At 45.0% G+C, this 25,154-nt stretch carries 18 protein-coding genes and 1 pseudogene; 12 read left to right on the plus strand and 7 right to left on the minus strand.

The genetic code is table 11. The annotated features are described in order from the left end of the window. Positions 1-88 precede the first annotated feature (88 nt). The 10 genes from QUB25_RS01170 (at position 89) to QUB25_RS01215 (ending at position 14,397) form a co-directional block, all read left to right on the plus strand. The gene (locus QUB25_RS01170; RefSeq protein ID WP_333181658.1) at positions 89-2,866 is read left to right on the plus strand and encodes a polysaccharide biosynthesis protein; all 2,778 of its coding nucleotides are present in this window, start codon (positions 89-91) and stop codon (positions 2,864-2,866) included. Positions 2,867-2,932: 66 nt separating this feature from the next. Further along, a complete protein-coding gene (locus tag QUB25_RS01175; protein ID WP_333181660.1) occupies positions 2,933-4,267 on the plus strand; it encodes an oligosaccharide flippase family protein in 1,335 nt (444 codons plus the stop codon). Further along, positions 4,215-5,411, plus strand: a complete 1,197-nt coding sequence (locus QUB25_RS01180; protein WP_333181662.1) for a glycosyltransferase family 1 protein — start codon at positions 4,215-4,217, stop codon at positions 5,409-5,411. The genes QUB25_RS01175 and QUB25_RS01180 overlap by 53 nt, the downstream gene beginning before the upstream one ends. A 45-nt stretch (positions 5,412-5,456) precedes the next feature. Next, the gene (locus QUB25_RS01185; protein ID WP_333181664.1) at positions 5,457-6,641 is read left to right on the plus strand and encodes an O-antigen ligase family protein; all 1,185 of its coding nucleotides are present in this window, start codon (positions 5,457-5,459) and stop codon (positions 6,639-6,641) included. Between the two features lie 82 nt (positions 6,642-6,723). After that, positions 6,724-7,947 (plus strand): hypothetical protein, encoded by a 1,224-nt coding sequence (locus tag QUB25_RS01190; RefSeq protein WP_333181666.1) that lies wholly within the window; start codon positions 6,724-6,726, stop codon positions 7,945-7,947. A 113-nt stretch (positions 7,948-8,060) separates the two neighbouring features. Next, complete coding sequence (locus tag QUB25_RS01195; RefSeq protein ID WP_333181668.1) at positions 8,061-9,257, plus strand: glycosyltransferase family 4 protein; 1,197 nt, start codon at positions 8,061-8,063, stop codon at positions 9,255-9,257. Positions 9,258-9,336: 79 nt separating this feature from the next. Then, on the plus strand, positions 9,337-10,497 hold the full coding sequence (locus QUB25_RS01200; RefSeq protein ID WP_333181669.1) for a glycosyltransferase: 1,161 nt from the start codon (positions 9,337-9,339) through the stop codon (positions 10,495-10,497). A 63-nt stretch (positions 10,498-10,560) separates the two neighbouring features. After that, the gene (locus QUB25_RS01205; protein ID WP_333181671.1) at positions 10,561-11,544 is read left to right on the plus strand and encodes an ATP-grasp domain-containing protein; all 984 of its coding nucleotides are present in this window, start codon (positions 10,561-10,563) and stop codon (positions 11,542-11,544) included. 804 nt (positions 11,545-12,348) lie between these two features. Continuing rightward, positions 12,349-13,020, plus strand: coding sequence for a sugar transferase (locus QUB25_RS01210; protein WP_333181673.1), 672 nt, complete (start codon positions 12,349-12,351; stop codon positions 13,018-13,020). A gap of 240 nt (positions 13,021-13,260) precedes the next feature. After that, complete coding sequence (locus tag QUB25_RS01215; protein WP_333181675.1) at positions 13,261-14,397, plus strand: DegT/DnrJ/EryC1/StrS family aminotransferase; 1,137 nt, start codon at positions 13,261-13,263, stop codon at positions 14,395-14,397. 130 nt (positions 14,398-14,527) lie between these two features. On the opposite strand, the gene QUB25_RS01220 is transcribed toward QUB25_RS01215, so the two are convergent. Further along, a complete protein-coding gene (locus tag QUB25_RS01220; RefSeq protein WP_333181677.1) occupies positions 14,528-15,826 on the minus strand; it encodes a HEAT repeat domain-containing protein in 1,299 nt (432 codons plus the stop codon). 228 nt (positions 15,827-16,054) lie between these two features. On the opposite strand from QUB25_RS01220, the gene QUB25_RS01225 reads away from it, so the two are divergent. Continuing rightward, positions 16,055-16,924: a lipid kinase gene (locus QUB25_RS01225; RefSeq protein ID WP_333181679.1), complete on the plus strand. Its 870-nt coding sequence runs from the start codon at positions 16,055-16,057 to the stop codon at positions 16,922-16,924. Between the two features lie 91 nt (positions 16,925-17,015). On the opposite strand, the gene QUB25_RS01230 is transcribed toward QUB25_RS01225, so the two are convergent. The 4 genes from QUB25_RS01230 to hemW all read right to left on the minus strand — a co-directional run bounded on the left by QUB25_RS01230 (position 17,016) and on the right by hemW (position 21,095). After that, positions 17,016-18,581, minus strand: coding sequence for an FAD-dependent oxidoreductase (locus QUB25_RS01230; RefSeq protein WP_333181681.1), 1,566 nt, complete (start codon positions 18,579-18,581; stop codon positions 17,016-17,018). Positions 18,582-18,842: 261 nt separating this feature from the next. Beyond that, positions 18,843-19,115, minus strand: a complete 273-nt coding sequence (locus tag QUB25_RS01235) for a DUF1830 domain-containing protein (RefSeq protein ID WP_333036418.1) — start codon at positions 19,113-19,115, stop codon at positions 18,843-18,845. 167 nt (positions 19,116-19,282) lie between these two features. Continuing rightward, on the minus strand, positions 19,283-19,501 hold the full coding sequence (locus QUB25_RS01240; protein ID WP_333036417.1) for a hypothetical protein: 219 nt from the start codon (positions 19,499-19,501) through the stop codon (positions 19,283-19,285). Between the two features lie 226 nt (positions 19,502-19,727). After that, positions 19,728-21,095 carry a radical SAM family heme chaperone HemW gene (hemW, locus tag QUB25_RS01245; protein WP_333181683.1) on the minus strand — a complete coding sequence of 456 codons (1,368 nt, stop codon included), beginning with the start codon at positions 21,093-21,095 and terminating at the stop codon, positions 19,728-19,730. A 375-nt stretch (positions 21,096-21,470) separates the two neighbouring features. Between hemW and QUB25_RS01250 the strand changes: the two genes are divergently transcribed. Next, positions 21,471-22,550, plus strand: a complete 1,080-nt coding sequence (locus QUB25_RS01250; RefSeq protein ID WP_333036414.1) for a PIN/TRAM domain-containing protein — start codon at positions 21,471-21,473, stop codon at positions 22,548-22,550. A gap of 676 nt (positions 22,551-23,226) precedes the next feature. On the opposite strand, the gene QUB25_RS29700 is transcribed toward QUB25_RS01250, so the two are convergent. Next, a complete protein-coding gene (locus QUB25_RS29700) occupies positions 23,227-23,628 on the minus strand; it encodes an ISAs1 family transposase (RefSeq protein WP_445251922.1) in 402 nt (133 codons plus the stop codon). A 42-nt stretch (positions 23,629-23,670) separates the two neighbouring features. After that, positions 23,671-25,116 (minus strand): annotated as a pseudogene (gene tnpC / locus QUB25_RS01255) (IS66 family transposase). Positions 25,117-25,154 lie beyond the last annotated feature (38 nt).

A 25,154-nucleotide genomic window follows, 5' to 3' on the forward strand; every position in this document is an offset into this window, starting at 1 on the left:
GGTCAGGGTGGTCTAATAAAAATACCTCAGCATTAGGTAGTAGATAGAGTTTTAGTAAAGTTTTTGTGTAATAGAGTATGATGGAGATATGATCATAAAAAAAATTAGCAAAGTGTTGGTGGGATTAAGAACCCGTCATTTTTTGATAATCGATGCAATTTGTTTGGCGATCGCACCGTTATTGGCTCTGGAAATTCGTTTAGATGGCATATTGAATCTGGCTCCATACTTACAGAGCCTAGCGGTAGTTACAGTATTATTTTTAGCAGTCAAGCTTACAGTATTTTATGGCGGCGGCTTGTACAAGCGTTACTGGCAGTATGCGGGTCTGGAAGAAATGTCACAAATAACCATGCTGATAGGTATATCCCTAGCAGTGGAAATTATCGTGTTCCAACAACTCTACCAGCTAAATAATTCGCCGATCGCAAATCTGCCACGCTCGCTGCCACTACTAGACGCTATCATCAGCTTTTTGTTAGTTGCAGCCATTCGTTTCAGCATTCCATCCCTCGAAAGATGGAACCAAAAACCGTGGAAAGTTCAGCAACGCGATCGGGTCCTGATAGTCGGTGCAGGCAGTGCAGGCACATCTATGATGCAAACGATGCAGAGGAGCCCGGAGGTAGGACTCGATCCAATCGCTTTCGTTGACGACGACCCAAAAAAAATCACCAAGCGGATTCGCAAACTAACTGTAGTCGGCAATCGTTATAGCATTCCCGAAGTAGTTCGCTCGCTAAACATCGGCAAAGTCATGATTGCCATCCCCTCAGCTCCGGGAAAAGAGATTAGGGAGATCGTAGAAATTTGTCAGTCAATTGGAATTCCCACCAGCACCCTCCCCGGCCTCAATGAAATCATCAACGGTCGTGTCAGTTTAGGTAGCCTCAGAGAAGTACAGATTGAGGACTTGCTCCGCCGCGCCCCCATCCAAACCGATACCCAGAAAGTCTTGGGATTGATAGGAGGCAAGAAAGTTCTAATTACGGGTGCCGGGGGTTCCATCGGCAGCGAACTTTGTCGGCAAATATTAAAGTGCGCTCCTGCGGAAATTATCATCGTCGGACACGGAGAAAATTCTGTCTTCAACATTCAACAAGAATTAGGAAAAGTCCTGTCCGCACTCAAAAAAACCAGCAAAACCCCAACAGATATTACTCGCGTGACAGCCTTTATGGCCGATATTCGCTTTCGCGATCGCTTAGAGTACCTTTTTATAACAATAAGACCAGACATCATTTTTCATGCGGCGGCTCACAAACACGTACCCATGATGGAATTAAACCCGCCGGAAGCGATTACTAACAATGTGCGGGGGACGAAAAATCTGCTGGATCTGGCATTGAAATACAATGTGGAACAATTTGTGATGATTTCCACCGACAAAGCGGTGAATCCAACTAGCATTATGGGAGCTAGCAAAAGAGTTGCCGAAATGCTGGTGCTGCAAGCAGCCAAAAAAAGTAAAAACCCGTTTGTAGTGGTTCGTTTCGGTAATGTTCTTGGCAGCCGGGGTAGTGTCGTACCTACTTTCCAGCGACAAATTGCTGAGGGTGGGCCGCTCACAATTACCCATCCAGATATCACTCGCTATTTCATGACAATTCCCGAGGCTGTTCAACTGGTTTTGCAGGCGGCAGTCATCGGCAGTGGCGGGGAAGTATTCATGCTTGAGATGGGGGAACCAGTTAGAATTTTTGATTTAGCAAAAGATTTGATTCAGCTCTCAGGATATGAAGTGGGCAAAGACATAGAAATCGCGTTTACAGGGCTGCGGCCGGGAGAAAAATTGTTTGAAGAGCTGTTTATTCCGGGCGAGAAATACAACCGCACTAAACACCAAAAAATTCTCAGTCTTGGCAATGCCAGCCGCCTAGTCAAAGAGAATATTGACCAGGAAGTAGAAGCCCTTTGTCAAGCGAGCGATCGCAATGATGAAAATTTAATTGTTTCAATGCTACAGCAGTTAGTGCCTGAGTATGTACAAGGGTATTCAACTACCAATTTGCACGTCAAGACAGCCCAAAAAACAACCGCTGTGGCAAAGATTAGCAGTGCAGGATCTGTTCAGTTAGAGAATGATTTACGGATGGCTCTTGCCAATGAGGAGTTTCGGATGCACTATCAGCCGATCGTCTGCCTGGAAACCGATCAAATTAGTGGTTTTGAAGCGCTGTTGCGCTGGCAGCACCCGAATCGAGGTTTGCTTTGGCCAGACGAATTCCTACCAGCGGCCGAACAAACTGGCTTGATTGTTCCTATTGGCGAGTGGGTACTCCGGCAAGCTTGCAGCCAGATGCGGATTTGGCAGTCGCAATTTCGTCTTAACTCTCCTTTAACAGTCAGCGTGAATCTGACTAGCAAACAGTTTTTCCAAGCGGACTTAATCGAGACGATCAACCAAATATTGAAGGAAACAAATCTCGAGGCTTCTAGTTTGAGGTTAGAAATTCCTGAATATGTGGTGACGGAAAATTCCGAGTTGGCTGGAGCTGTTTTTTTCAAACTTAAAACTTTAGGGTTGCAAGTACAAATAGACCACTGTGGTCTGAGTGATTTATCATTAACTCACCTTTACCAATTGACGCGGCTGAAGTATGGGAAATTCGACAGTTTGAAGCTAGATTGCTCTCTAGTCAGCGGGCTGGATGCTAGCAACCCCAACTTAGAAGTTCTTCATAAAATTGTTGCAATCACTCAAGAGTTAGGTATGGACATGATTGCCACAGGAGTAGAAACGAAGTGGCAAATAGCTCAGCTAAAATCCCTGGATTGCGTCTACGGACAGGGATACTTTTTCTCGGAGCCTGTGGAAGGTGCGGCGGTAGGGAAATTGATTAGGGCTAAGGTTGCTCAAAATTAATGGGGCATTTGTGAATAACTTTGCAATGGGAAATACACCAATTAGCAAGCAGGTAATTAGCTACTAATGCAACAGTTGAAACCACTAACATTACGCCGAAATTTTTCATGGACTTTCACTGGGCACCTCGTTTATGCGGCTTCCCAGTGGGGGATGTTGGTGTTGCTTGCTAAATTGGGCAGTCCTGAAATGGTGGGTCAATTTACCTTGGGTCTGGCGGTGACAGCACCTGTGATCATGTTTACCAATCTCCAATTGCGTCAGATCCAAGCAACAGATGCCAAAGGCGAGTATGTTTTTAGCGATTATCTGGGTCTGAGGTTAATTGCAACGGCGGTAGCATTCTTGATAATTGCCGGAATTACGCTCAAAGCTGGATATCGGTGGGAAACTTCGCAGGTGATTTGGGCGATCGCCCTGGCAAAGGCTTTTGAGTCGATCAGCGATGTGTTTTACGGCTTGATTCAACAACACGAACGGATGGATCGAATTGCGATCGCCTTGATTATTAAAGGGCCTTTGTCGTTATTACTTTTAGGCATCGGAGTTTCTCTGACTGGGAGTGTTGTAGGGGGAGCGATCGGATTAGCAGTTGCGTGGGGTTTAGTCCTATTCGGCTGGGATCTTCGCAATGGTAGATTAATTTTAAAGAATTCTTCGCAGGGGAGAGCTCGAGAAGATTTATTAGTGGCCGATGCTGAACCTGCAAACAGCCAAAATCCCTTGTACCCCCGCTGGGAGGGAAAAACTTTGGCCAAGTTAGTTTGGCTGGCTTTACCTCTGGGTTTGGTGATGATGTTAATTTCCCTGAATACTAACATTCCTCGATACTTTCTCGAGCGGTATTTGGGCGAACGCGAACTGGGGATTTTCTCTGCAATATCTTACCTGATGGTAGCAGGGAACATGGTAGTCAGTGCCCTAGCGCAGTCTGCTAGTCCGCGGCTGGCAAAATATTATGCAGCGGGAAATAGCACTGCTTTTCGCACACTTTTATTTAAGCTGGTGGGGGTTGGCTTGATGTTAGGTGCGGGAGGCGTTTTTGTCGCTGTTGTTGCCGGCAGGCAAATCCTAACTTTACTCTATAAACCGGAGTATGGCGAGCGAGCTGATTTGTTCGCCTGGCTAATGGTGGTTGCAGGTATTAGCTATGTGTCATCCTTCTTGGGTTACGGGATGACGGCAGCTAGGTACTTTCAAGTGCAAATGCCTTTGTTTGCTTTAGTGACAGGGGCTTCTGGGCTCGCTTGTCTTTGGTTAATTCCGACGATGGGAGTGCAAGGGGCCGTAATCGCGCTAATCGTTGGGGCGATCGTTCAAGCAGTTTTTAGTTTTGCAGTGATTGCTTATGCAGTATACAGACTCGATAGATATCAAGGAACAAAATCAAATATTGAGTAAGCAGCGTCCCATCCGTATTCTTCATGTCGTCGGCGGAATGAATCGGGGCGGAGTAGAAACTTGGCTGATGCACGTTTTGAGAAATATCGATCGCGATCGCTTCCAGATGGACTTTCTAGTTCACACTGAGAAACCCTGTCCTTACGATGACGAAGCTCGTGCTCTTGGTAGCAAGATTATCCCGTGCCTCTCTCCGTCAAAACCTTGGCTTTACGGTCGCAACTTTAAACGAATTCTACGCGAATACGGGCCCTATGACATTGTTCACAGTCATGTCCACCACTTTAGCGGTTACGTTCTCTATTTGGCGAAACAAGCAGGAGTACCTGTCCGCATTGCCCACAGCCATAATGATACCTCTGCAATTGATGCCACAGCAGGATTACATCGGCAGTTGTATCTAAGTTTAACCAAATGGTCGATTTCCAGGTGCGGAACAGTTGGTCTGGGATGCAGTTGTAATGCTGTAGCGGATCTATTCGGTGCAGCTTGGAAAACTGATACCCGCTGGCAGGTGCTTGACTACGGCGTTGACCTGAAACCGTTCTACGATCGGGTAGATTCCATCGGCGTTCGCGCTGAATTCGGCATTCCTGCAGATGCTTTTGTGATCGGTCATATCGGCAGATTTGAAACGCAAAAAAATCATCCGTTCCTGCTAGAAATTGCCACAGAAGTTGCGAAACAAGAAGTGAAAATGCACCTGTTGCTGATCGGAGACGGTTCACTGCGTTCGGATATCGAACAGAAAGTTGTGCAAATGGGTTTGAGCGATCGCGTCACCTTTACCGGCAATAGGTCTGACGTACCCAGACTAATGTTAAAGGCTGTAGATGTATTTCTGTTTCCATCCCTCCACGAAGGTTTGGGCTTAGTATTAATCGAGGCACAAGCAGCCGGACTACCCTGCATTTTCTCAGATGTTGTTCCAGAAGAAGCTGATTTAGTCAGACCTCTGCTGCAACGAATTTCCCTGTCAAAACCCGCATCAATTTGGGCAGAAGCGGTTATGTCAGCAAGAAGCGGCGCATCCGCAATTAGCCAAAGAGATGCCTTAGCAGTCGTTGAAAAGAGCCCTTTCAATATAGCAGCCAGCGTCAAAAAGCTGACAGAGGTTTACGAGGCTAATCTCTCAAAATCATGACAGCAATCCCATCGGATACTTGGTCTTAAATCAGTTATTCAATTTATGCTAAGACAAGTCATTATAGTTATGGCGCTATCTGTGCTATTTGGTGGCACATCTCTGATTAGCTTGGGCAGTTATAATATTCCCCTCGATCCAGCCGTCCTCAAATTGCGCTATCTGTTAGTTGCCTCAAGTTTACTAATCCTCATCCTCATGTCTCCCTTTAAACAGTGGGGTTTCCACCGTCAAGCTCGACCTCTCCTCTTGCTGTGGATTCTATTCGGCTGCGGATTACTCATATCGGGACTTGCTAACAATGACACAACTATTTTTAGAGACGGGTTGTGGCAAATGATTGCTGTACCGTTAATTCTGTTTAATGCTGTCCCAAAGGCGCTGAAAGAAAATGCCAACTTGCTAATGGGAATGGGACTTTTCCTCGGCCACATTCCCTATATTGTTACGTCTCTTGTGTCGCATCCTCCGGGGAATGGTACGCTGTATCGTGGGGTATTTGCCAACTCGAATCAAATGGGATTTACCTGTGCCACAATGTCTGCGGGTTTATTTATTTTGTTGATTGGTGCTTGGTCTGCAAAAAAAGATGCGCGGTATTTATTGCCAATATCTGCTGCTCTGTTGAGCCTTTTTGTGCTGATAATTTTAGCGAACTCTCGGACTTCAATGATAGTATGTTTTATCATGTTTTCTGTGTTTTTTAGCCAGTTTGTAAAAAATTCCAAAGCAGTTAAAAGAATGATAGCGATCGCCACTGTGGCTGTGACGGCAGTCTTGCTATTTGGAGGCGAACAAATTGAGGCTATGAATAAGAGTCTCAACAACAACTTTGAAGCTAAGGAAGGTTTGAGCGGAAGAGATCGCATCTGGGGACAGACATTAGATGAATCAGATTTATTGGGTCACGGCAGCAAATACTTTCAGTTAAACTTTGGACTGGGAGGACACAACACAATTATTGAAGTCATCGGACAAAATGGCATTATAGCAGCAAATTTGCTAGTCGCTTTTGCGATCGCCAGTTTTTTCTATACTTACGCCTATTTCAAAACTTATGCCAAAGAGGATTGTGCTGCGATCGCTCCATTCCTGATTACAGTATGCTTCTGGTTTTTGTCTATGGCTGAAGGGATGTTTGGCTCATTAGGTAATGCCATGACACTTGCCTATATGCTGTCTATAGGTATTGTGATATCAAGGCCGCTCACCGGGAAAATGCAGCAGTAGGAAGGCAGAAGGTATCATTAAAAAAAATATACTTCTGATTTGAATGATTTTTGACAATCAGCCCTGAATTAAAAACGCCGACATGAATCACAGAAACCCTAAAAATAATAAATTGCGAGGATTAACGCTATTCGCATCTTTCTTAATATCTGGAATTATTTTGGCTTTAGCTTATTCTCAGATTTTAAAGGTTGGCTCATCATGTCCTGCTGCTGTTGCCGCACCTATCACTCAAACTCCCAAAAACCAGGGAATAGTAGAAACTAGGGTTGACGGAACTACGGTGATAGACAAGAAACCATTTTTTCCCTTCGGTTTCTATCATGTTTCCTGGGAATCCACCGCCCAAGAGCGCAAGTCGGCACTCCGCGACATCGCTGCTGCTGGATTTAACACAATTCACGCTTCGGCTACCAACCTAGATGATTATGGAGAATTTTTAGACGAAGCAGAGCGGCTGGGAGTATATGTTTTAACAGAGCAAAATTCCATCGGACTTCTGAATTTAATCAACGCCTTTAAGCAAAAACCAGCGGTACTCGGCTGGAGTATAGCTGACGATGTTGACAACGGTAAATGGAGTGTAGACAATCTGTTGAAATCTCACCAGCAAGCGAAGACAGCAGATCCCAACCACATCACTTATGTTAGCGGCTACTCAAATAAACTCAAGCAGTTTGCGAATTGTTCTGATGTCATTGCGAGGCAATCTTATCCGATTAAATGGAGGAAGCCAGAAGAATTGCCGGCGACTTATTCTGACATATCAAATGCACGGGCAGCCGCTGCAAAATTCAATCGCTCCACTTATGCTAATTTACAAACATATAACTGGGACTTACACCCTTCTAAAAAATACGATGGCTCTCAAGCCCCTACATTTCACGAAGTGCGAAATATGACCTATCAAGCTTTGCTTGCAGGGACAAAAGGGATTCTCTATTACACTTATGACGATCCCGTTTGGCATTTGCGAGACCACCCGGATTTGTGGGAGGGAGTTAAATCTTTAGTGCCTGAATTGAAATCAATTAGTCCGCTATTGCTTGATGGAGAGTTCCAAAAAATTGATACCAAGATGTCGAATATAGTAGCGGGGATATGGACACGCGAAAACCAAGGTGTCGCTGTTGTCGTCAACAGCAATTACGGGAAACCAAGAGAAGTAGCACTTGAACTTCCGATCGCAGTTAGGGAAGCGCGATCGATGTTTCAAAATCGACCTGCGGGTATGGCAGTCAAGGAAGGTAAACTTTTTGGGTCGATCGACCCTTTAGACGTTCACGTTTACAGACTTATTCTGTGACGATACCAGAGTGCCATGACCGATCGATGCGATCGCTATTGGCACAATGAATGACAGCAAACAACTTATGAATCAAATGTAGAAATGTTTTTGTTAAAGGAGTTACCGATTGTATGAGAGTAGTTGTAGCTGTTGAACACCGCTTTGTTCGCACGCCGGACGGGGCAGTGTGGACGCAGACAATGTTCGCCCATTCCTACTGGCAGCGTTACTTTGAGGTATTTGACGAGCTCCTGGCAGTAGCCCGCGTGCGCGACGTACCTGACGTGCCTTCTGACTGGAAGCGAGCTGACGGGGAAAGAGTTTCCTTTGCAGCAATACCTTACTATATAGGCCCCTGGCAGTACCTCTTCAAGGCCAGGCAAGTTCAGCAGGCTGCCAGAAAAGCTGTCCGCACAGAGGATGCTGTGATTTTTTATCTTTCTTCTCAAATTTCATCCTGTATCGAACCGATGTTGCGCCGGATTGGTCATCCCTACGGCATTTATGTCATCGCCGACCCTTACGACGTATTCGCTCCCGGCTCCGTCAAAAGCCCTGTGCGCCCGTTCTTCCGCTGGTGGTCACCGCGTCGGCTCAGAAATCAGTGCGTGAACGCTAGCGCCGCTGCTTACATTACAGAAAAGGCTCTCCAGCGCCGATATCCGCCAAATCCAGGGGTTTTTACCGCTCACTATTCGATGACGGAATTGCCGGATTCAGCATTTGCGGCAACACCGCGATCGGGCTTTCAGGAAAAGCAGTCGCTGACATTGATTACACTGGCCAGTTTGGCTCAACTTTACAAAGCTCCCGATGTACTCATCGATGCCGTTGCTGTTTGCGTCTCAGAAGGACTAGATATCAAGTTGGTTCTAGTTGGAGACGGCCAGTATCGTCAAAAACTGGAAGCGCGAGCTCAAGGGCACGGTTTGGGCGATCGGGTTTGTTTCAAAGGTCAATTGACTGCAGGTGATGCGGTGCAAAATCAGTTGGATCTAGCTGACATTTTCGTTCTTCCTTCCCATCAAGAAGGTTTACCTAGAGCAATGGTGGAAGCAATGGGGCGCGCATTACCCTGCATCGGCTCGACAGTTGGCGGCATCCCAGAACTGCTCCTCCCGGAAGATTTAGTACCCCCCGGTGATGTAGCAGCTTTGGCGAGCAAAATCCGCGAGGTGACGACTGATCCAGAACGCATGGCTCGAATGTCAGCCAGGAATTTGGAAAAAGCTAAAGAGTACCGCGATGAAGCCCTCCGCGAGCAGCGGAATGAATTTTACCGCTACGTACGAGAGATGACTGAAGCTTGGCTGAAGCAAAAAAACTAGGACGGTCTCAATGTTGGTCAGATTTAATAAGGATTAATTTTATGCCGACTAGCGTTTACGAGGAAATTGAGGAGCCATCATGAAGAGCCTGCTAATTATCACCACTATTCCATCTACTCTTAAATTTTTCCTGCCTCTCACCAAGCACCTACGCAGTCAAGGCTGGCAGGTGGATGCAATGGCAAAAGAACTTTCTACTAGCGAGGAATATGCACATTTTTTCGATCGCGTTTGGGATATCGAGTGGTCGCGCAACCCCCTAGATCCGAAAAACTTGATCGCGGCTCCCCAACAAATTCGTCAGGTGTTTGCTCAGCAAGAATACAATTTAGTAAATGTTTCCACGCCAGTAGCTGCTTTTGTTGCCCGCTATGCTCTTAACAATTGGAGAAAGCAGGGAAAATTCAAGGTAATCTACACTGCTCAAGGTTTTCACTTCTACCAGGGAGGCGCACCCCATAAAAATGCTATATTCTTGGGACTAGAAAAGATTGCTGGGCCTTGGACAGACTATTTAGTAGTAGTGAATCGGGAAGATGAGTCAGCAGCAAAGCGCTATGGACTCATTTCTCCCGAACGAGTTCGTTATATCCCCGGAACTGGTTTAAATCTCGATCGCTTTAATCCCGATGCTATTTCCGAAGCTGAGATAATGGGAGTACGTCAAGAGTTGGGATTAGCACCGGAAAACCCTTTGTTTTTGTCGGTAGCTGAATTTATTCCCCGCAAACGTCCAGGGGATATTTTAAAGGCATTTGCCCAACTCGGTCGGCCTCAAGTACATTTAGCCTTCGCCGGAAATGGAAGAATTTTTGAGGAAATGCAGCAACTCGCAGCCAAGTTGGGGATTCAAAACCAAGTGCATTTTTTGGGACGAAGGAGGGATATTCCAGTTTTAATGCGTGCGTCTGTAGCTACTTTGATTGCTTCTGCACACGAAGGACTTCCCAATTGCGTTATGGAATCTTTGTGCATGGAAACCCCCGTCATTGGTACAGAAATTCGCGGCACTCGCGATTTATTAGTAGATGGAAATGGGCGGCTGGTAAAAGTGGGAGATATCAACGGAATGGCTGAAGCAATGGCATGGGTTTTAGATCGTCCAGACGAAGCTCAAAAGATGGGCAAGCGCGGACGAAAGGATATGGTTAATTATGACGCGCCACATATCATAAAGCTTTACGAACGTCTTTATAGCGAGGCTTTGTCTGAGAACGCATCAAGTTATACACGCGGATAAAATCTTTCTGAATACGCAAAGATTCCAGAATTTTTACCGGAAACTCACCACTTTTATCAACTTATGGATGCTTTCAACATTCTTTTCACCAGTGCAGGCAGAAGGGTAGCACTAATTCAATCCTTTAAAAAAGTTTTGAGCAATATAGGACTTCCTGGCACTATTGTCACGACCGATTCTCAGAACAATGCTCCTGCTGCTTTCGTCGCTGATGTTTCAGAAGTTGTTCCGCGAATTACTGATGCCAATTACATCAATATTTTGCTAGAAATTTGTGAAAAACATCAAATTAAGCTATTGATTTCGCTGATCGACCCGGAACTGTATTTGCTCTCGCTTCACCGACTAGAATTTGAAGCGAAAGGCGTTACCCTACTCGTCTGTTCTCCTGAAACCAATGAGATTTGTTATGACAAACGTAATACTTTTAAGTTTTTCAAAGAGATTGGTGTTCCCACCCCTGAATTGTTAGATGGAGACACAATTCTCGCAGATCCTAACGCCTGCTATCCTTTTCTGATTAAACCTGCGAAGGGCAGTTGCAGTGTGGGAGTAAATCAGGTCAGAAATGCTAAAGAGTTGGATTTTTTTAGAGAGTACATTGCTAATGCGATTATTCAGGAATTTCTCATTGGTGAAGAATACACATTAGATATTTTAGTGGATTTCCAAGGAAAGGTGCGATCGGTGGTTCCCCGGCTCCGCATTGAAACCAGAGCTGGGGAAATTAGTAAGGGGATAACAGTTAAAAATCCCGCCTTGATTGAGGCGGGAAAAAAGGTGGCTGAGTCATTGCCCGGTGCGATAGGCTGCATTACGGTGCAATGTTTTTTGCTCGCCAGCGGTGAGATTAAATTTATTGAAATTAATCCACGATTTGGCGGAGGATTTCCTCTCGCATTTCAAGCCGGTGCTAATTTCCCTCTCTGGATTATCGAAATGGTTTTGGGGAAAAACCTTGAAATTAAAATTGACGATTGGCAGGATGGAGTTGTCATGCTGCGGTACGACGAGGCAATTTTTGTAACAAAGGAAATGCTGGCATGATTAAAGTTACCGTCTTTGATGTAGATGATACTATGTTTTCCGAACTATTTGTGCGGCTCGGATTTCACGCAGTCGGGGATTGGATAGTAAATAAATATGCGGTTCCCAGATTTTTGAAATAGCTTGGAAGTCTTTTGTGCCAGGAAACAGAGGCTAAATTTTTAATTGAGCTTTAGCAGAAATTAGCATGGAGGATGACTCTCAAATAATTCAGGAGATCATCTCAATGGAGCGACAACATAAGCGGCAGATTTCTCTGTATAGCGATGCTCGGCGAGCGAATATTTTAAAGGTAACAAAAAACTAGGCGCGAGCACAGATAGCTACCTAACAACTCAACGCAATAAAGTTGAAGGATTGCACATAGCAAATAGTTGTGATACTATCATTTACAGCGATGAATACGGTAGAGAAAACTGGAAGCGCAGCCCAATACCCTACTTAAAAGTCAGGGAATTCATGGGATTTCAAGGCTAAAAATGCGTCTATGTAGGAGATAATCCTCACAAAGATTTCGTCACGGCCAAGAAACTGAGTTTGCTAACAGTTCAAATCGCTCGTCAAGATGAGAGTATTGCAAGACTCCACCAGCACCGGGCTAGGAAGCCGATCGCACAATTCTTTCCTTGGCTGAACTAGAGACAATTTTATGATCGATTCATGAACTTTGTCTTAAGTGCGGTAATAATGCCGGTTCTGAATTTGGGGGCGATCGCGAATTAGAGTTCGTCTTTTAAGAACCTAAAGTTTAAAAATGTTCGTGAAGGAATTGACAGATTTTTTAAGCTCAAAAGGATGGTGATCATGAATTCAGAAGTTGCTTCTACCAATAGTTTCAGTAAATACAGCAGACTGCTAAAGGCAATATTAGATAGATTAGTGGCCGCGATCGCGCTGGCAGTTTTCTCTCCCGTAATGTTAATGGTTGCGATCGCCATTTACATCCGCATGGGCAGGCCAATCTTTTTCTGCCAACCCCGTCCCGGTAAAAACGGTCACGTTTTCAATTTCTATAAGTTTCGCACTATGACAAGCGATTGCGATGCTGATGGCAATTTGCTGCCCACCGCACAGCGTCTCATACCCCTCGGTCAATTTTTTCGCAAAACAAGTCTGGACGAACTCCCTCAACTCTTGAACGTTCTCAAAGGTGACATGAGTTTTGTTGGCCCTCGTCCTTTACTCGTAAAATACCTCGATCGCTATACTCCAGAACAAGCACGTCGCCACGAAGTTATGCCGGGAATTACAGGTTGGGCTCAAGTCAATGGTCGCAATGCTATTAGCTGGGATGCTAAATTCAAACTTGATGGTTGGTATGTCGATAATTGGACTCTGTGGTTAGACTTGAAAATTCTGTTTCTGACAGTATTGAAAGTCTTGAAAAGAGACGGAATTAACCGAGAAGGCTATGCTACAGCCCCTGAATTTACAGGTGTGCTAGACGATTCCCAAACTAATAGTGCCAGTCGGTAGAAGTTCGTTTATTAAAACTGACTAAAGATTTTTGAGAGTCTTCTAAAAAGCACTTAAGCTATGAGCCCGGGGTTAAATCCCCTGGCTTCTCTGATTGCTCAATCTATAAGACACTAAAACGACACAAAGAAAAATATAATTATTTAGTGGGAGTGCGGGTCAATTTTTTAAACATTCAGCCTAAATAACTCCTCAAGTCAAACTTTTTTCCTGCCTATCCATCTCCCAACTGAAGATAAAATGAACAAACAAATCCTCCTCTCAACACCTCACATGGGTTCCCTCGAACAGGAGTTCGTCAAAGAAGCCTTTGACACCAACTGGATCGCCCCCGTTGGTCCCCATGTAGACGCTTTCGAGCAAGAATTCTGCGATGTAGTTGGCGCTAAACACGCAGCGGCTGTTAGTTCCGGTACCGCAGCTTTGCATTTGGCTTTACAATTAATTGGTGTCGGTTCGGGAGATGAGGTTTTTTGCTCTACTCTGACCTTTATTGCAACTGCTAGCCCGATTACTTATCTTGGCGCAAAACCTGTTTTTATTGATAGCGATCGCACTTCTTGGAATCTCAACCCCGATTTGTTCCGAGAAGCACTTGACAAACGAGCAAAAATTGGTAAATTACCCAAAGCTGTTGTAATCGTACACCTCTACGGTCAAAGTTGTGATATCGACCCAATTCTGGCAGCTTGCAATGCTTATGAAATTCCCCTAATAGAAGATGCGGCAGAATCTCTAGGGGCTACCTATAAAAACCGATCGCCTGGAAGCTTTGGTAAAATCGGCATTTTCTCATTCAACGGCAATAAAATAATCACCACTTCCGGCGGAGGAATGTTAGTTTCAGATGACCAAAAACTGGTAGAAAAAGCTCGTTTTTTGGCAACACAAGCCCGTGATACCGCTCCTCATTACCAACATTCAGAAATTGGCTACAATTATCGTCTCAGCAATGTTTTGGCGGGAATTGGTCGCGGTCAATTACGGGTTTTGGAGGAGCGAGTGGAAGCGAGACGACGCAATTTTGAGTTTTACAAACAAGCTTTAGGAAACTTGCCGGGAATCGAATTTATGCCGGAAGCGGCTTTTGGAAAAGCTACTCGCTGGCTGACTTGTTTGACCATCGCTCCGGCAGCTTTCGGTGCAGATAGAGAACAAGTTCGCCTAGCGCTTGCTCAAGAGAAAATAGAAGCGCGTCCGGTTTGGAAACCTTTACACTTACAGCCAGTATTTGCTGATTGCGAATGTTTGGGCGGTGCGGTGGCTGAAGAGTTATTTGAGTACGGGCTTTGTTTGCCTTCTGGCTCTAATTTAACTGATGAAGATTTAGAGCGGGTGACAAGTGCGATCGCCAAAATTCACAAAAAAAATCGATGATCTAGCCGCAGGAAGTTCGGCAACAGATTCTCTAACGGATGTAACGGAGGTCCGGAAGAAGAAAGATGCGATCGCTATTAGATCCCCGACTTTTCCAAAAAGTTGGGGATTTGGGTATTCTATCTTCTGATTAATTTTCTTGCCATTCTTGCAGCGCGATCACAATTCCCTGTTTCAATCTTGGTTCGAGATTGTCTTGCTTAACTAAGCTTTCTAATTTCTGCCTGACCTCGGCAGCACCTAGCTGTTTGATCGCTGCCATGCAGTGCAGCCTGACGCTGCTGTCTGCGTCGCCCAACATTGGAATCAGAGCATCTAGCCCTCTCATATCTCCTAATTTTCCTAAACCTAAAGCTAAAGATTTTTTGCTAACTGCCTCCTGCACGGCCGGATGACCGGTTTTCAGCAAATCAATCAGAATTTCAGCAGCAGCAGCTTTTAATTCCGGCTTTTCTACTCGCCCTAAAACAGTGACTATCTCTTGATAAACAGTAGAATGTATGTTAGTAAATTGTGCCCTTAATGTCTGATGCAAATATGCTAAAGCGGTTGCAGTTTCCATCCAGCTTAGGGCGCGCACAGCTTCGATTTGCAATTCAACCGGAGTTAGGGGCGATCGCAGCAATTCAAATAAAGCAGCCGCTGCAGCATCGGTTTTCACTCGCCCGATCGCGATCGCCGCTTGCTGACAAACTTCTAATCGAATGTCCGAAAGCAACGGTTTGAGCAAGTTAACTAAATCTAATTCTGCGTCTAAATAGGCGCGCACCCCGAGAGCTCGCACGGCTTCTTTTCTGACTCCTGTCGCCGGATCTTTGAGTGCTGCTACCAGTACCGGCGGGATGCGGGAGTCGTGAAAGCTGCTCAGGGCCTCGATTGCGTGCGCCCGCACCGCCACTTGAGAGTCTCCGACTACGCTCAACAGCGGTGGGATGGTTTCGGTGCGCCGAATTTGGGCAAGTGCTGCTGTGGCAAACTGTCGCGAGTCTTCTTGGAGTAGGAGAGTTGCGAGGGATTCTATGGCTGTCGGGCCGAAATTCCCTAGGGTTTCGGCGGCGATTTGGCTCAATTCTTCGTCGGAATTTTTGACCAATTCTACTAAAGCTTGAATCACTTCCGGGCGATCGAACTTTCCGAGAATGCGGGCTGCAAACCACCGGGGCTCGGTGTCTGCGTCTTCGTCTTCGAGCACGGCAATTAAAGGTGCGATCGCGCCATTTCCCAGATTGGGCAATACTTTAGCAATTTCCCAGCGGTCTTGAAAATCGCCCCATTCTAAGGCTTCTATTGCTAAACTGACAGCTTGCTCTAAAATGTCTTGTTCCTGTGGCTTACTGCCCTTGGCTGTCACTTGCTGCAAGCATTCGACTAACCCAGGCCAGTTTTGGCGATCGGCAGCGACTTGCGCTTTTTGTAAAAAATTATACATAATTTTAAATTAAGTTCGATCGAGCAGCGAGGTTTTTTGCTGCTAGGTCAGAGCGGTAGAGAGCTAATTTTTACGAATCTTTTGCTATAATTATCCATTTTTTAACATTTTTGTCAATCCAGCATAACTGCTAAAATGGAAGTAAAGCATTAATTTGATGCACTTAAGGCATCAAGCTATACTTTTTGTAATTTAAAATCAGCAATATTCCTAATTAAAAATTAACAAATGAAGAAGGCTCTACTTTTAGTAAACCAGCACTCCCTAAAAGGGCAAAAGCTATTGTCTCAAGCCACTGTAGAATTAGAAGCACTGGGTTTTGAGTTAATTATAGAATCTACTGACCACGCCCACGAACTTCCAGAGACTATTCGCCGCTACCAAAATCGCGTCGAATTAGTAATAATCGGCGGCGGCGACGGCACCCTCAACGCTGCAATAGAAGGTTTGATAGACACCAAGTTACCCTTGGGGATTTTGCCGATGGGAACTGCTAACGACCTAGCCCGGACTCTGGGAATTCCTACAGATTTATCAGCAGCTTGTCAAGTCATCGCCAGCGGTAAAGTTCGGCTCATAGACTTGGGTTGGGTGAACAGCAAGCATTTTTTTAATGTGGCAAGTTTGGGATTGAGCGTGGAAATTACCCAGCGGCTGACTAAAGACGTAAAGCAGCGCTGGGGAGTTTTAGCTTATGCTTTTACTGCTTTGCAAACAATTTTGTCAGCGCGACCGTTCCGAGCCGAAATTAAGGTAAAAAACCAATCTTTTAATGTTAAAACTATTCAAATTGCCATTGGCAACGGCCGCTACTACGGTGGTGGGATGACAGTTGCCGAAGATGCCACAATCGACGACAAGCGACTGGATTTGTACAGTTTGGAAATAAAAAAATGGTGGGAAATCATTGCTTTGCTGCCAGCTATGAGGCAAGGAAATCATACCATTTGGCCTAACGTTCGCGCCTTGCACGCTCAAGAATTTGAGGTTAATACTAGCAAACGTCGTCCGATTAATACCGACGGTGAAATCACAACTTACACCCCTGCCAAATTCCGAGTGATTCCCCAAGCTTTAGCAGTTATAGCTCCTTCATGACTCACAACTAATATAATTATGTTGTGGAACAGGCCGGGAAGCCTTTTCATATATTAGCCACGGGCAAGATGCCCGTGCCACAATTAATCAGTTAATAATCGCCTCCAGCGCCATATTGCCACGCTTCAACTAATCGGTGAAAATAGTATTGCTGCTCCGGGGCTAATTTTTTTAACTGCGGTTCTACGGCTTTCCCCAAAGGCTGCAATCCCGTATAAACCCCTAAATTTACATAATGAGTCATCCAATCGAGCAAGTTGGCTATTCCCACCTGCGGGATAATTTTCATAACTAATCCGGGATGGCTTATTGCTGTTTTAAACAGGGTTTGGGACAAAGCCGGAAACAGCACGATATCTTGAAGAAACGGTTTGAGTACCGGTTCTCCCAACTCTTCCATTACCTGAAATACGGCAGCCAAAAGTTGATTGATTTGATTGGGGTCTATTTTTTGATTCATCGCAGCACTCATCGAACGCTGGAACAACCAGGTAACTGATAGATTGGGCTGGTAGGGTTGCAAAAGTGCGAGGGAATTTTTGCTGAGACTATCGCTTGTCAAAGCTTCCTCAATTCCTAGAGTCAAGCGTTTGAGGTGGCGCACCATTGCGCCGAAACCGCCAAAGCTGAGGGGAGATTGGCTACCGCTGCTGTCTCCGACTGGGAGTATGCGATTCCAAGCCGTTTTTAGAGGACTTTGACGATAGCAGGGGAAAAATCCGTAGAGTGCTCTTTGGAATTTTAACTGTTCGAGTTCGACGTTTTGATATTGGGGAAGCAAGCGCAAATACTCTTCAAATAATGTTTGTAAACTGAATCTTTCTGTGTCGGCGTCTATGTAAGTAAATAAGTAGGTTGTGCGGCCGTCTCTGGCTGGAAATGCTTCCCAAAAATATTGGCACTGATTTTGCATTGGGGTGAAGGATGCAAATATATCGCCAGTGTCGTTTTTGGGGTATCCTTGAGCGCAACTGCCGACTACTAAACATACGGCGTCGGGTTTTTTGCCTTGTCTTGCTTGGCGGACAATCGGCGAAAAATGTCCCATTGCGTCTAATAATAATCGGGTTTTAAATAAATTTTTAGCAGGTGGTGAGTCGTTTTTTTCAGATTCTATAAGGACTCCATTTGGGTGAATTGTGGCTGTTTTAAATGGTGTATTTTCAAATAGTTCGCCTCCGGCTTGGAGAAATCGCTGTTTCAAGGTTTCTAGGAGGTAAAGTGGGTCTATTCCGATGTTGAGTACGTCGCGCACCCAAATGTCTGGGGTGTTGGCAAAGCTGATGCGGGCTGGGTTATATTCGGTGGCGATCGCCTTTTCTATCTCTTCAACAGATAGCAAATTTAGTTCTAAGAAGGCGTCTAATTCTTTGCGAGAAATGTTCCATTCTTGCTCGCGCCCTCGCAGGGTACCGCGTTCGAGCAGGGCTACCCGCCAACCCCGCACGGCTAAGGCTGTACCGATTAATATTCCTAGGGTTCCACCGCCGATAACTATGTCGAAGTCGAGAATTTCCAGGGGTTGTTGGCTGTGTTTGACTGCTTGGGGTGCTGGTGCGGGGTTTTGTTTGAGGTTTTCCCAGAGTCGATCGACTTTTCTCAGGCCTCCGAGGGCGTCTCCTGGCAGTTGGGAGAGGATTTGTTCGGTGAGGGACATCGGGTTTTAGGATTGAAGAGTGGTGGATTTTTTATAATTTAGCTTAGATTAACATTTGCGACAGTTTCAGGGCTGACGCATGAGGGTTATAAACCCGCTTTCTACGAATTTTGCGACGAGGAACCAGAAGTATACGAAGAAACGAGGTTTTTGAGGTCGCGAGTGTGTAAGCCAACTAAGTTTTTATAATCATACAGAGAAACCCGGTTTCTGAAAAAAAACCGGGTTTCTACCTCTCGTTGGTAAGTCTAAGGATTATCTTTAATCAGCCGTGCTTAATTCTTCAACTCGCAGCCGATCGCACAAAATTCGCTCGCACACTATAGCACCCGTATCCGCACTCCTGCAAACTTCTAACTGAGCTTCCGGCAGTGCTTCAAACAAAAAACGTTCCCCCGGAAACACCGTCCTCTCAAAATACCAATTAGGAATATTTGTAATGCGAGCGATTTGCACTTTGCTAGTATTATTAAGATACCAACACAAAATGCGCGTATGACCTTCGGAAATTACCTGATTTAGTGTCAAATTCATCTTTTTAACTTGTGTGTGCAATTGTGCGAGCGATCGGCGAAGGGCCTAAGCTTAGTATAGCAGCTTCCCAGTTAAAACACAATTTTTTATACATTTTTTTTACCATTTTTTTTACATTGTTTGGGTTAATTAATAAATTTCACGGGGGAAACATCAGCGCCTTCCCCCTATTCCCAAGAAGGTGCAAAAGCCGGCATTGCTAAAGTGCAAGATTTCCATCCTCCTCTAACAGGTGCGTTCAACAATTGACAGTGACCGACTGAACCTCTTGCCTGTTGGTAGTGACCGCAAAAATTACACTTGGAAGCCGGATTGCAAGCGCGCTCGCTAATCACAAGGCACGGCTGGTTTTGGGTTTGGTTGCGCTCGATAGTTAAAGTGTTCATTAAATTACTTTTTAAATGTTCAGTATTAAGTATGGCGGCTGGAGTGCAGTCGTTGCGTCTATCTCAAGGCTTACTTCGCCTTTAAGATTTGTTTAGGGATCAATAGAAAATATATTATTTTGGAGATAATCAAGCTAGGGAGCAATTGAATTTCCTTCCCATCGCATTGGCGGCCCCAGCTTTAGTGTCGATCGCGCTTGCTGGGGATATACTTCCTCAGACAGAGTTAATTATCCTCGCCTAACTTGCTGAACAAATCGGCTAAAATTGTATTAGAAAATAAAAAACCTTCGGGATCGCTCAACCTCAAATGGCCCGAAAGTGGCAGTTTCGCGCCCTCGCCTAAAGTTGCGTGAAGCGGAGCTATCCCGTAGGGAATCGCCCCATCCGCAGTTATAATTTCCACCCATCCTTGCCGCCAGTAGGGCTGCAAACAACGCCAAATTTTATCAACCGTTTCCTGAGTAAACTTTTGAGTCAGCGCCGACAGGCTAACTCCTTCTGCTAGACGCAAACCTAGCATCAGCGTTTCTAACAAAACGTCATTTTCTGAGACTTGAAAATTTGGCTCAATTGCTGGGTAAATATCGGGCTGGGTTTCCCCCCCAATTTGAGGATTAGCTGGGGAATTGAGGCCAGACATCGATCGCACCCACTGATAATATTCTTGAGTTTTGCGAGGCCTTGTCAACCTCCGGCCTTCCACGTAACTCGCCGCCCCCATTCCCAAACCGTAATAAGGGCGATTTTCCCAATAAACGCGGTTGTGGCGGCACTGATAGCCATCGCGAGCGTAATTAGAAATTTCGTAATGTTCGTAGCCAGCACCGGTCAGAATTTCCCGCGCTAAACGGTACATTCCAGCAGCGGTTTCATCTGCTGGTAGCGGCTGCGCACCGGCTTCAAAGTAGCGCCCGAAAGCAGTTCCCTGCTCAACAATTAAGTCGTAACTCGACAGATGAGTCGGGCTAATTTCTACTGCAGATTTTAGGGAAGCTTCCCAGTTTTCTAAAGTTTGGTGAGGCAGTCCCGAAATTAGGTCTAAACTGAAATTGACAATACCAGCCGATCGCACTATTTCCACTGCTTCAAAAATATCAGCGACTGAGTGCGATCGCCCGCAAGCTTGCAGCAAATCATCCTGAAAAGCCTGCACTCCCAAACTAACTCTATTTACTCCCGCCGCTGCATATCCCCGCAACTGTTCTAAAGTAAACGTACCCGGGTCTATTTCTATAGAAATTTCCGCCCCAGCAGCAATCCCAAATTTGCCGTCGAGAGTCTCTAAAATATTGCTCAACTGACTCACAGAAAGCAGCGAAGGTGTGCCTCCACCAAAAAAAACTGTTTTCAGAGATGCGCCTAAATTTTTAGTTTCTTGAATTTCTTGACACAGTACGGCAACATATTGCACAATTGTGCCGGAATTCTCGCCATTTTTGCGATCGCCCACCACAAAAACCGGAAAATCGCAGTAGTAACAGCGGCGGCGACAAAAAGGTATGTGCAGGTAAGCCGAAGTGGGAATGCTGGGATTTGTCGCTTGCACACTTTTTTTTAATTTAAATGTTAAATAATCTGTGGTAGGGTTCATTACATTTCAAGCCAAAAGCGCAACTTCAAATCTAAAGTTTTAATTAAACCATCATGAATAATTATGTATATTATGACATTTGCTTACCAAAAAAGCGCTGCGAACGATCGGCTCTTGTAATTTAACCTCGTACCAGTTTCGCTGCGTCACAATTCCCGAACAGCCCGCAGGGCGGTTTATTCGCACCTCGTGCCTGCTTTCGCCCCGGCGTGGTAAACGCCGATATGCTCGATCGCACATCCCTCAGAGGGTACAACCCCGAAATATAAGTTTATGAGAATCCTTGAGTAGATATAGCGAGATCCGACCAAAGCATGAAAACAAGTATCAGCACTGGAAAGATATAATAGGAATAAATTCATTAACCTAGAACTAATGCTAGACGCAATCATAATAATCTCATTCATAATCGCAGGCGGAGGTATCGGCTATTACGGAGTCGAACTCCTGCCGAGCAATCTGCTGCTGCAAGTTACAAATATACAAGGCTTAAGTTCTGTACTAGGTTCCTTTGGAGCATTAATCGGCTTCGTGATGGGATTAGTGGCTCAAACAACCTACCGCCGGCTGGAAAAACAAGTTCGCGATATGCCAGTGGAGATGTTACTGACGCGGGCAATCGGCTTAATCATCGGACTGCTAGTAGCAAACTTAATGCTGGCTCCGCTATTCCTGCTGCCAATACCCCGCGAGTTCGGCTTCATCAAACCTTTAGTCGCAGTCTTGGGTAGCGTCATGTTCGGCTTCACAGGCGTCAGTTTGACAGACACCCACGGCCGCGCTTTCTTGCGACTGATCAACCCCAAAAGCTTTGACACGGTGTTGCTAACCGAAGGTACTTTCAAACCAGCAACTGCCAAAGTTGTCGATACTAGCTGCATTATTGACGGCAGAATTGAAAACTTGCTAGAAACAGGTTTCCTCGAAGGTCAAATTATCGTGCCGCAATTCGTGCTCCAAGAACTGCAACTGGTAGCTGATTCCGCCAACGATCAAAAGCGAGTGCGCGGACGCCGCGGCTTAGATGTACTCAACCGCATCAAAGAAACATATCCAGAACGGATTCAAATTCACTCGGCGGACTACGAAGATATTGCCACAGTCGATGCGAAATTAGTCCGCTTCGCTTTGGATATCGACGGTATTTTGCTCACCAACGATTACAACTTATCGAAAGTAGCAACCGTCCAAAAACTGCCTGTTTTGAATATCAACGATTTGACTCATGCGGTGCGCCCGACTTATTTGCCGGGAGATACGATCGAACTAAAAATCCGCAAAGAAGGCAAAGAACCCTCTCAGGGAATCGGTTACTTGGATGACGGCACAATGGTTGTCGTAGAAGCAGGAAGCAGCTATGTCGGCGGCGAAGCCCGAGTCGTAGTCACCAGCGCCCTGCAAACAAGCGCCGGCCGCATGATTTTCGCCCGCCCTCAAGAGTCCGTTATTGTTTGAAACAGAGTAACAATGGCCAGGGCAATCAGAATCAAATATTGCGATCGTTGTTCCCAATCTGCCCCGACTCTCTACCCCGCCCGGTATGACGAGTCGGGGCAGTGGTTTTTTTGTGTCTTAAATGTTGGGTGTGATCGCCATTTAAAAAATATCGCCTTTCAGGTGGTAGGTGAGGTATAGAAAAAGGCTCTTCAATCCTTAAATTGAGAGAATCAGGTGCAGCTCATGAGGCGCAAACGCTGCTATAATTGTTCAGAGGCAGGGGAAGAATAGATGTTAAATAGTGATGAGTGGGTCAGCTCAAACAGCCGCATTTCTGATGATATATGCCAATTTAGGTAGCTCAAAAACTTGTGTAATTCGATCGGGAATATAGTGGTAAAAATTCACTTTTTTTTGCGACAAGTATCAACTAAATACAAAAACACTTCCCACGCACAGGTTCCTTCTGCGGTCAGGGTAAACGCATCTAAATTAATTTAACAAAAACGTGAACTTGTGCATTACTAAATAACTAAAAAAACCTTATTAAAATTCTTAATTTCAACCCGACTTGAGCAGATTAAATCACAACATTAAGATTTTATGAACTTCTTAAATCCAGATAATTTTCCTTCTTAGATTGCTATTATATTTGGAGTATTAACTGGCAGAGTTTAAAATTTTAACTAAATAATTATTGTCCATTGCTGCTCGATACCGTTTCATTTTTAGACTTAGTTTTGAAGTTTTTTCTTGTTTCAGTAAGTTTATAGCACTCGCGACGTAGAAGTGCAAAATTTTCGGGAGAGCTCTGTTTCCGAATTATGCTTTCATCTTCACAAAATGTAACGTCTAGCGTCCAATGTAAGCTATTTTCAATGCCCCAATGACTGCGGAGCGCCCCAGCAATTGTCTCAGCATTACTGCTTAAACTACTCAAGTAAAAATGAGCTTCAGTCGTGGTTTTATTCCACACCCGTCGTTCACTAACTATCATGACAACTATTTTTAATCCCGTCCATAATTCTTGATTATGCAGAGGTGGTAACTCGGATACATCAACAGTCCAGACTGGTCTTTCTTCGTAAGGATTCAGGTCTCAAGTTGAGGGATTAAAGATGGGGTCTGCACAGCCGAATTAACCCTTAACCCTTGCTTTTATAGCCTGGTCAAAAAACTCAATTACAGAACGTCTTTGACGACGACAAGTTTGTATAACTGTCAATAGATTGGCAGTATCTTGGAACCGCTCCATTGAGCGGGAACCTCCACTAACTTTTCTTTTTGTGACGGCTCTCACGTAATGTTCGTTCGGCTAAATTATTATCCGGTGGGCTCTCCGGGTGCTCTAAAAAATACCACCACTGATGGGATTTCTTTTGCAAGGAGCGCCAAAGTTTACCAGCTTCCCCTCCGGCTTGCTCCATCCAGGAATGAATTGAAGTTTCAACTTTTAGTTGAAACCCTGATGTCCAACTCAAGAATTCATCACTATTTTGGTTCTATTGGAATAAAGCGTAGTTTTTAAATGCTTCATCGACCAGACTAAGAAAGAAGGCCCCAATCTATTGGTTATTTAATCCGGGAAGTTTGATCAGCTTCTTGAAATGACGGCATAAATGCGCCAGACATTTCTGCCCTTGCTTTCACCGGATAACCATTATAAGCGCTATAATCATCAGAATTCAGTACCCCTGAGTAGCTCGAACCCAGGATGGTCTCTAACTGGGCGCGAGAAGGAGTATCAGCCGCATGAAATAGACCGAAGTCGGTATTGGCAAAAATCCATAACCATTCTTTTATCCCTTTGACTAAGCAAGGTGTTTCATCAACATGGATATTTGGCTGTGTTTGCTTGAGCCACTCTTTAAGCCGGTCAATACTTGGATTTACTGCACCGTCTATTCGTTCATTTGTGGCTACGAATGTTCCCACCCGGATTTCTATTTTTCCCCATTCCCATAATAGTTCTTGTTGTTTTTGGTAGGATAAATGCCCGTAATGATTGAGCCATCCTAAAAAAGCTTGCAGTCTGATTCCGATATCTTGTCCTGCTACTATCTCGGCTGACCAGTCTGCTGAAGAGTGTTTCCCCACACTGGCTGCAAATACAGGTATATTTTTGATATTATACAATTTCAATTGGCCGCTTCACTAACTGTGCTACTTGCTGTGTTTCTATTTTTATTGGTTTGCCACTGAATTCCTGTTGACCACAGCATCTAAACACTTGCGGCCGTAATATCTCCTCTCTATCTACTCGGTCAAACCCTTTTCTGGTTTTTCCCGGATGTCCTGGTTGCCCTCCTGGTTTCCGTTTTGGTGTTTGCCTCTTGGATGGTTGATCTTCTGGTTTCTTCTCTGCTTTTTTGAGGAGGTCGGCCGATGGAGGTTTTGATGATATTGTACTTTCTAAATCTATGCTGACGTTTAGTTCCTGTATTTTTTTTTCTAGTTCTACTACTCTCGATTTTAATTGCTCTATAGCCTTGGCCTGCTCCATAATTATCTCTACCAGTGGCGAGGGAGCCAACTGGTTCAATATTTCACTGTCTAGTTTGAGAGGCTGCTCTTTTTTCCTAATTCTAATAATCTCCCTCCAGAATCATCTTTGTCAATACC

This window comes from Microcoleus sp. B3-D7, from assembly GCF_036705305.1.
In the GTDB taxonomy this organism is placed as follows: domain Bacteria; phylum Cyanobacteriota; class Cyanobacteriia; order Cyanobacteriales; family Microcoleaceae; genus Microcoleus.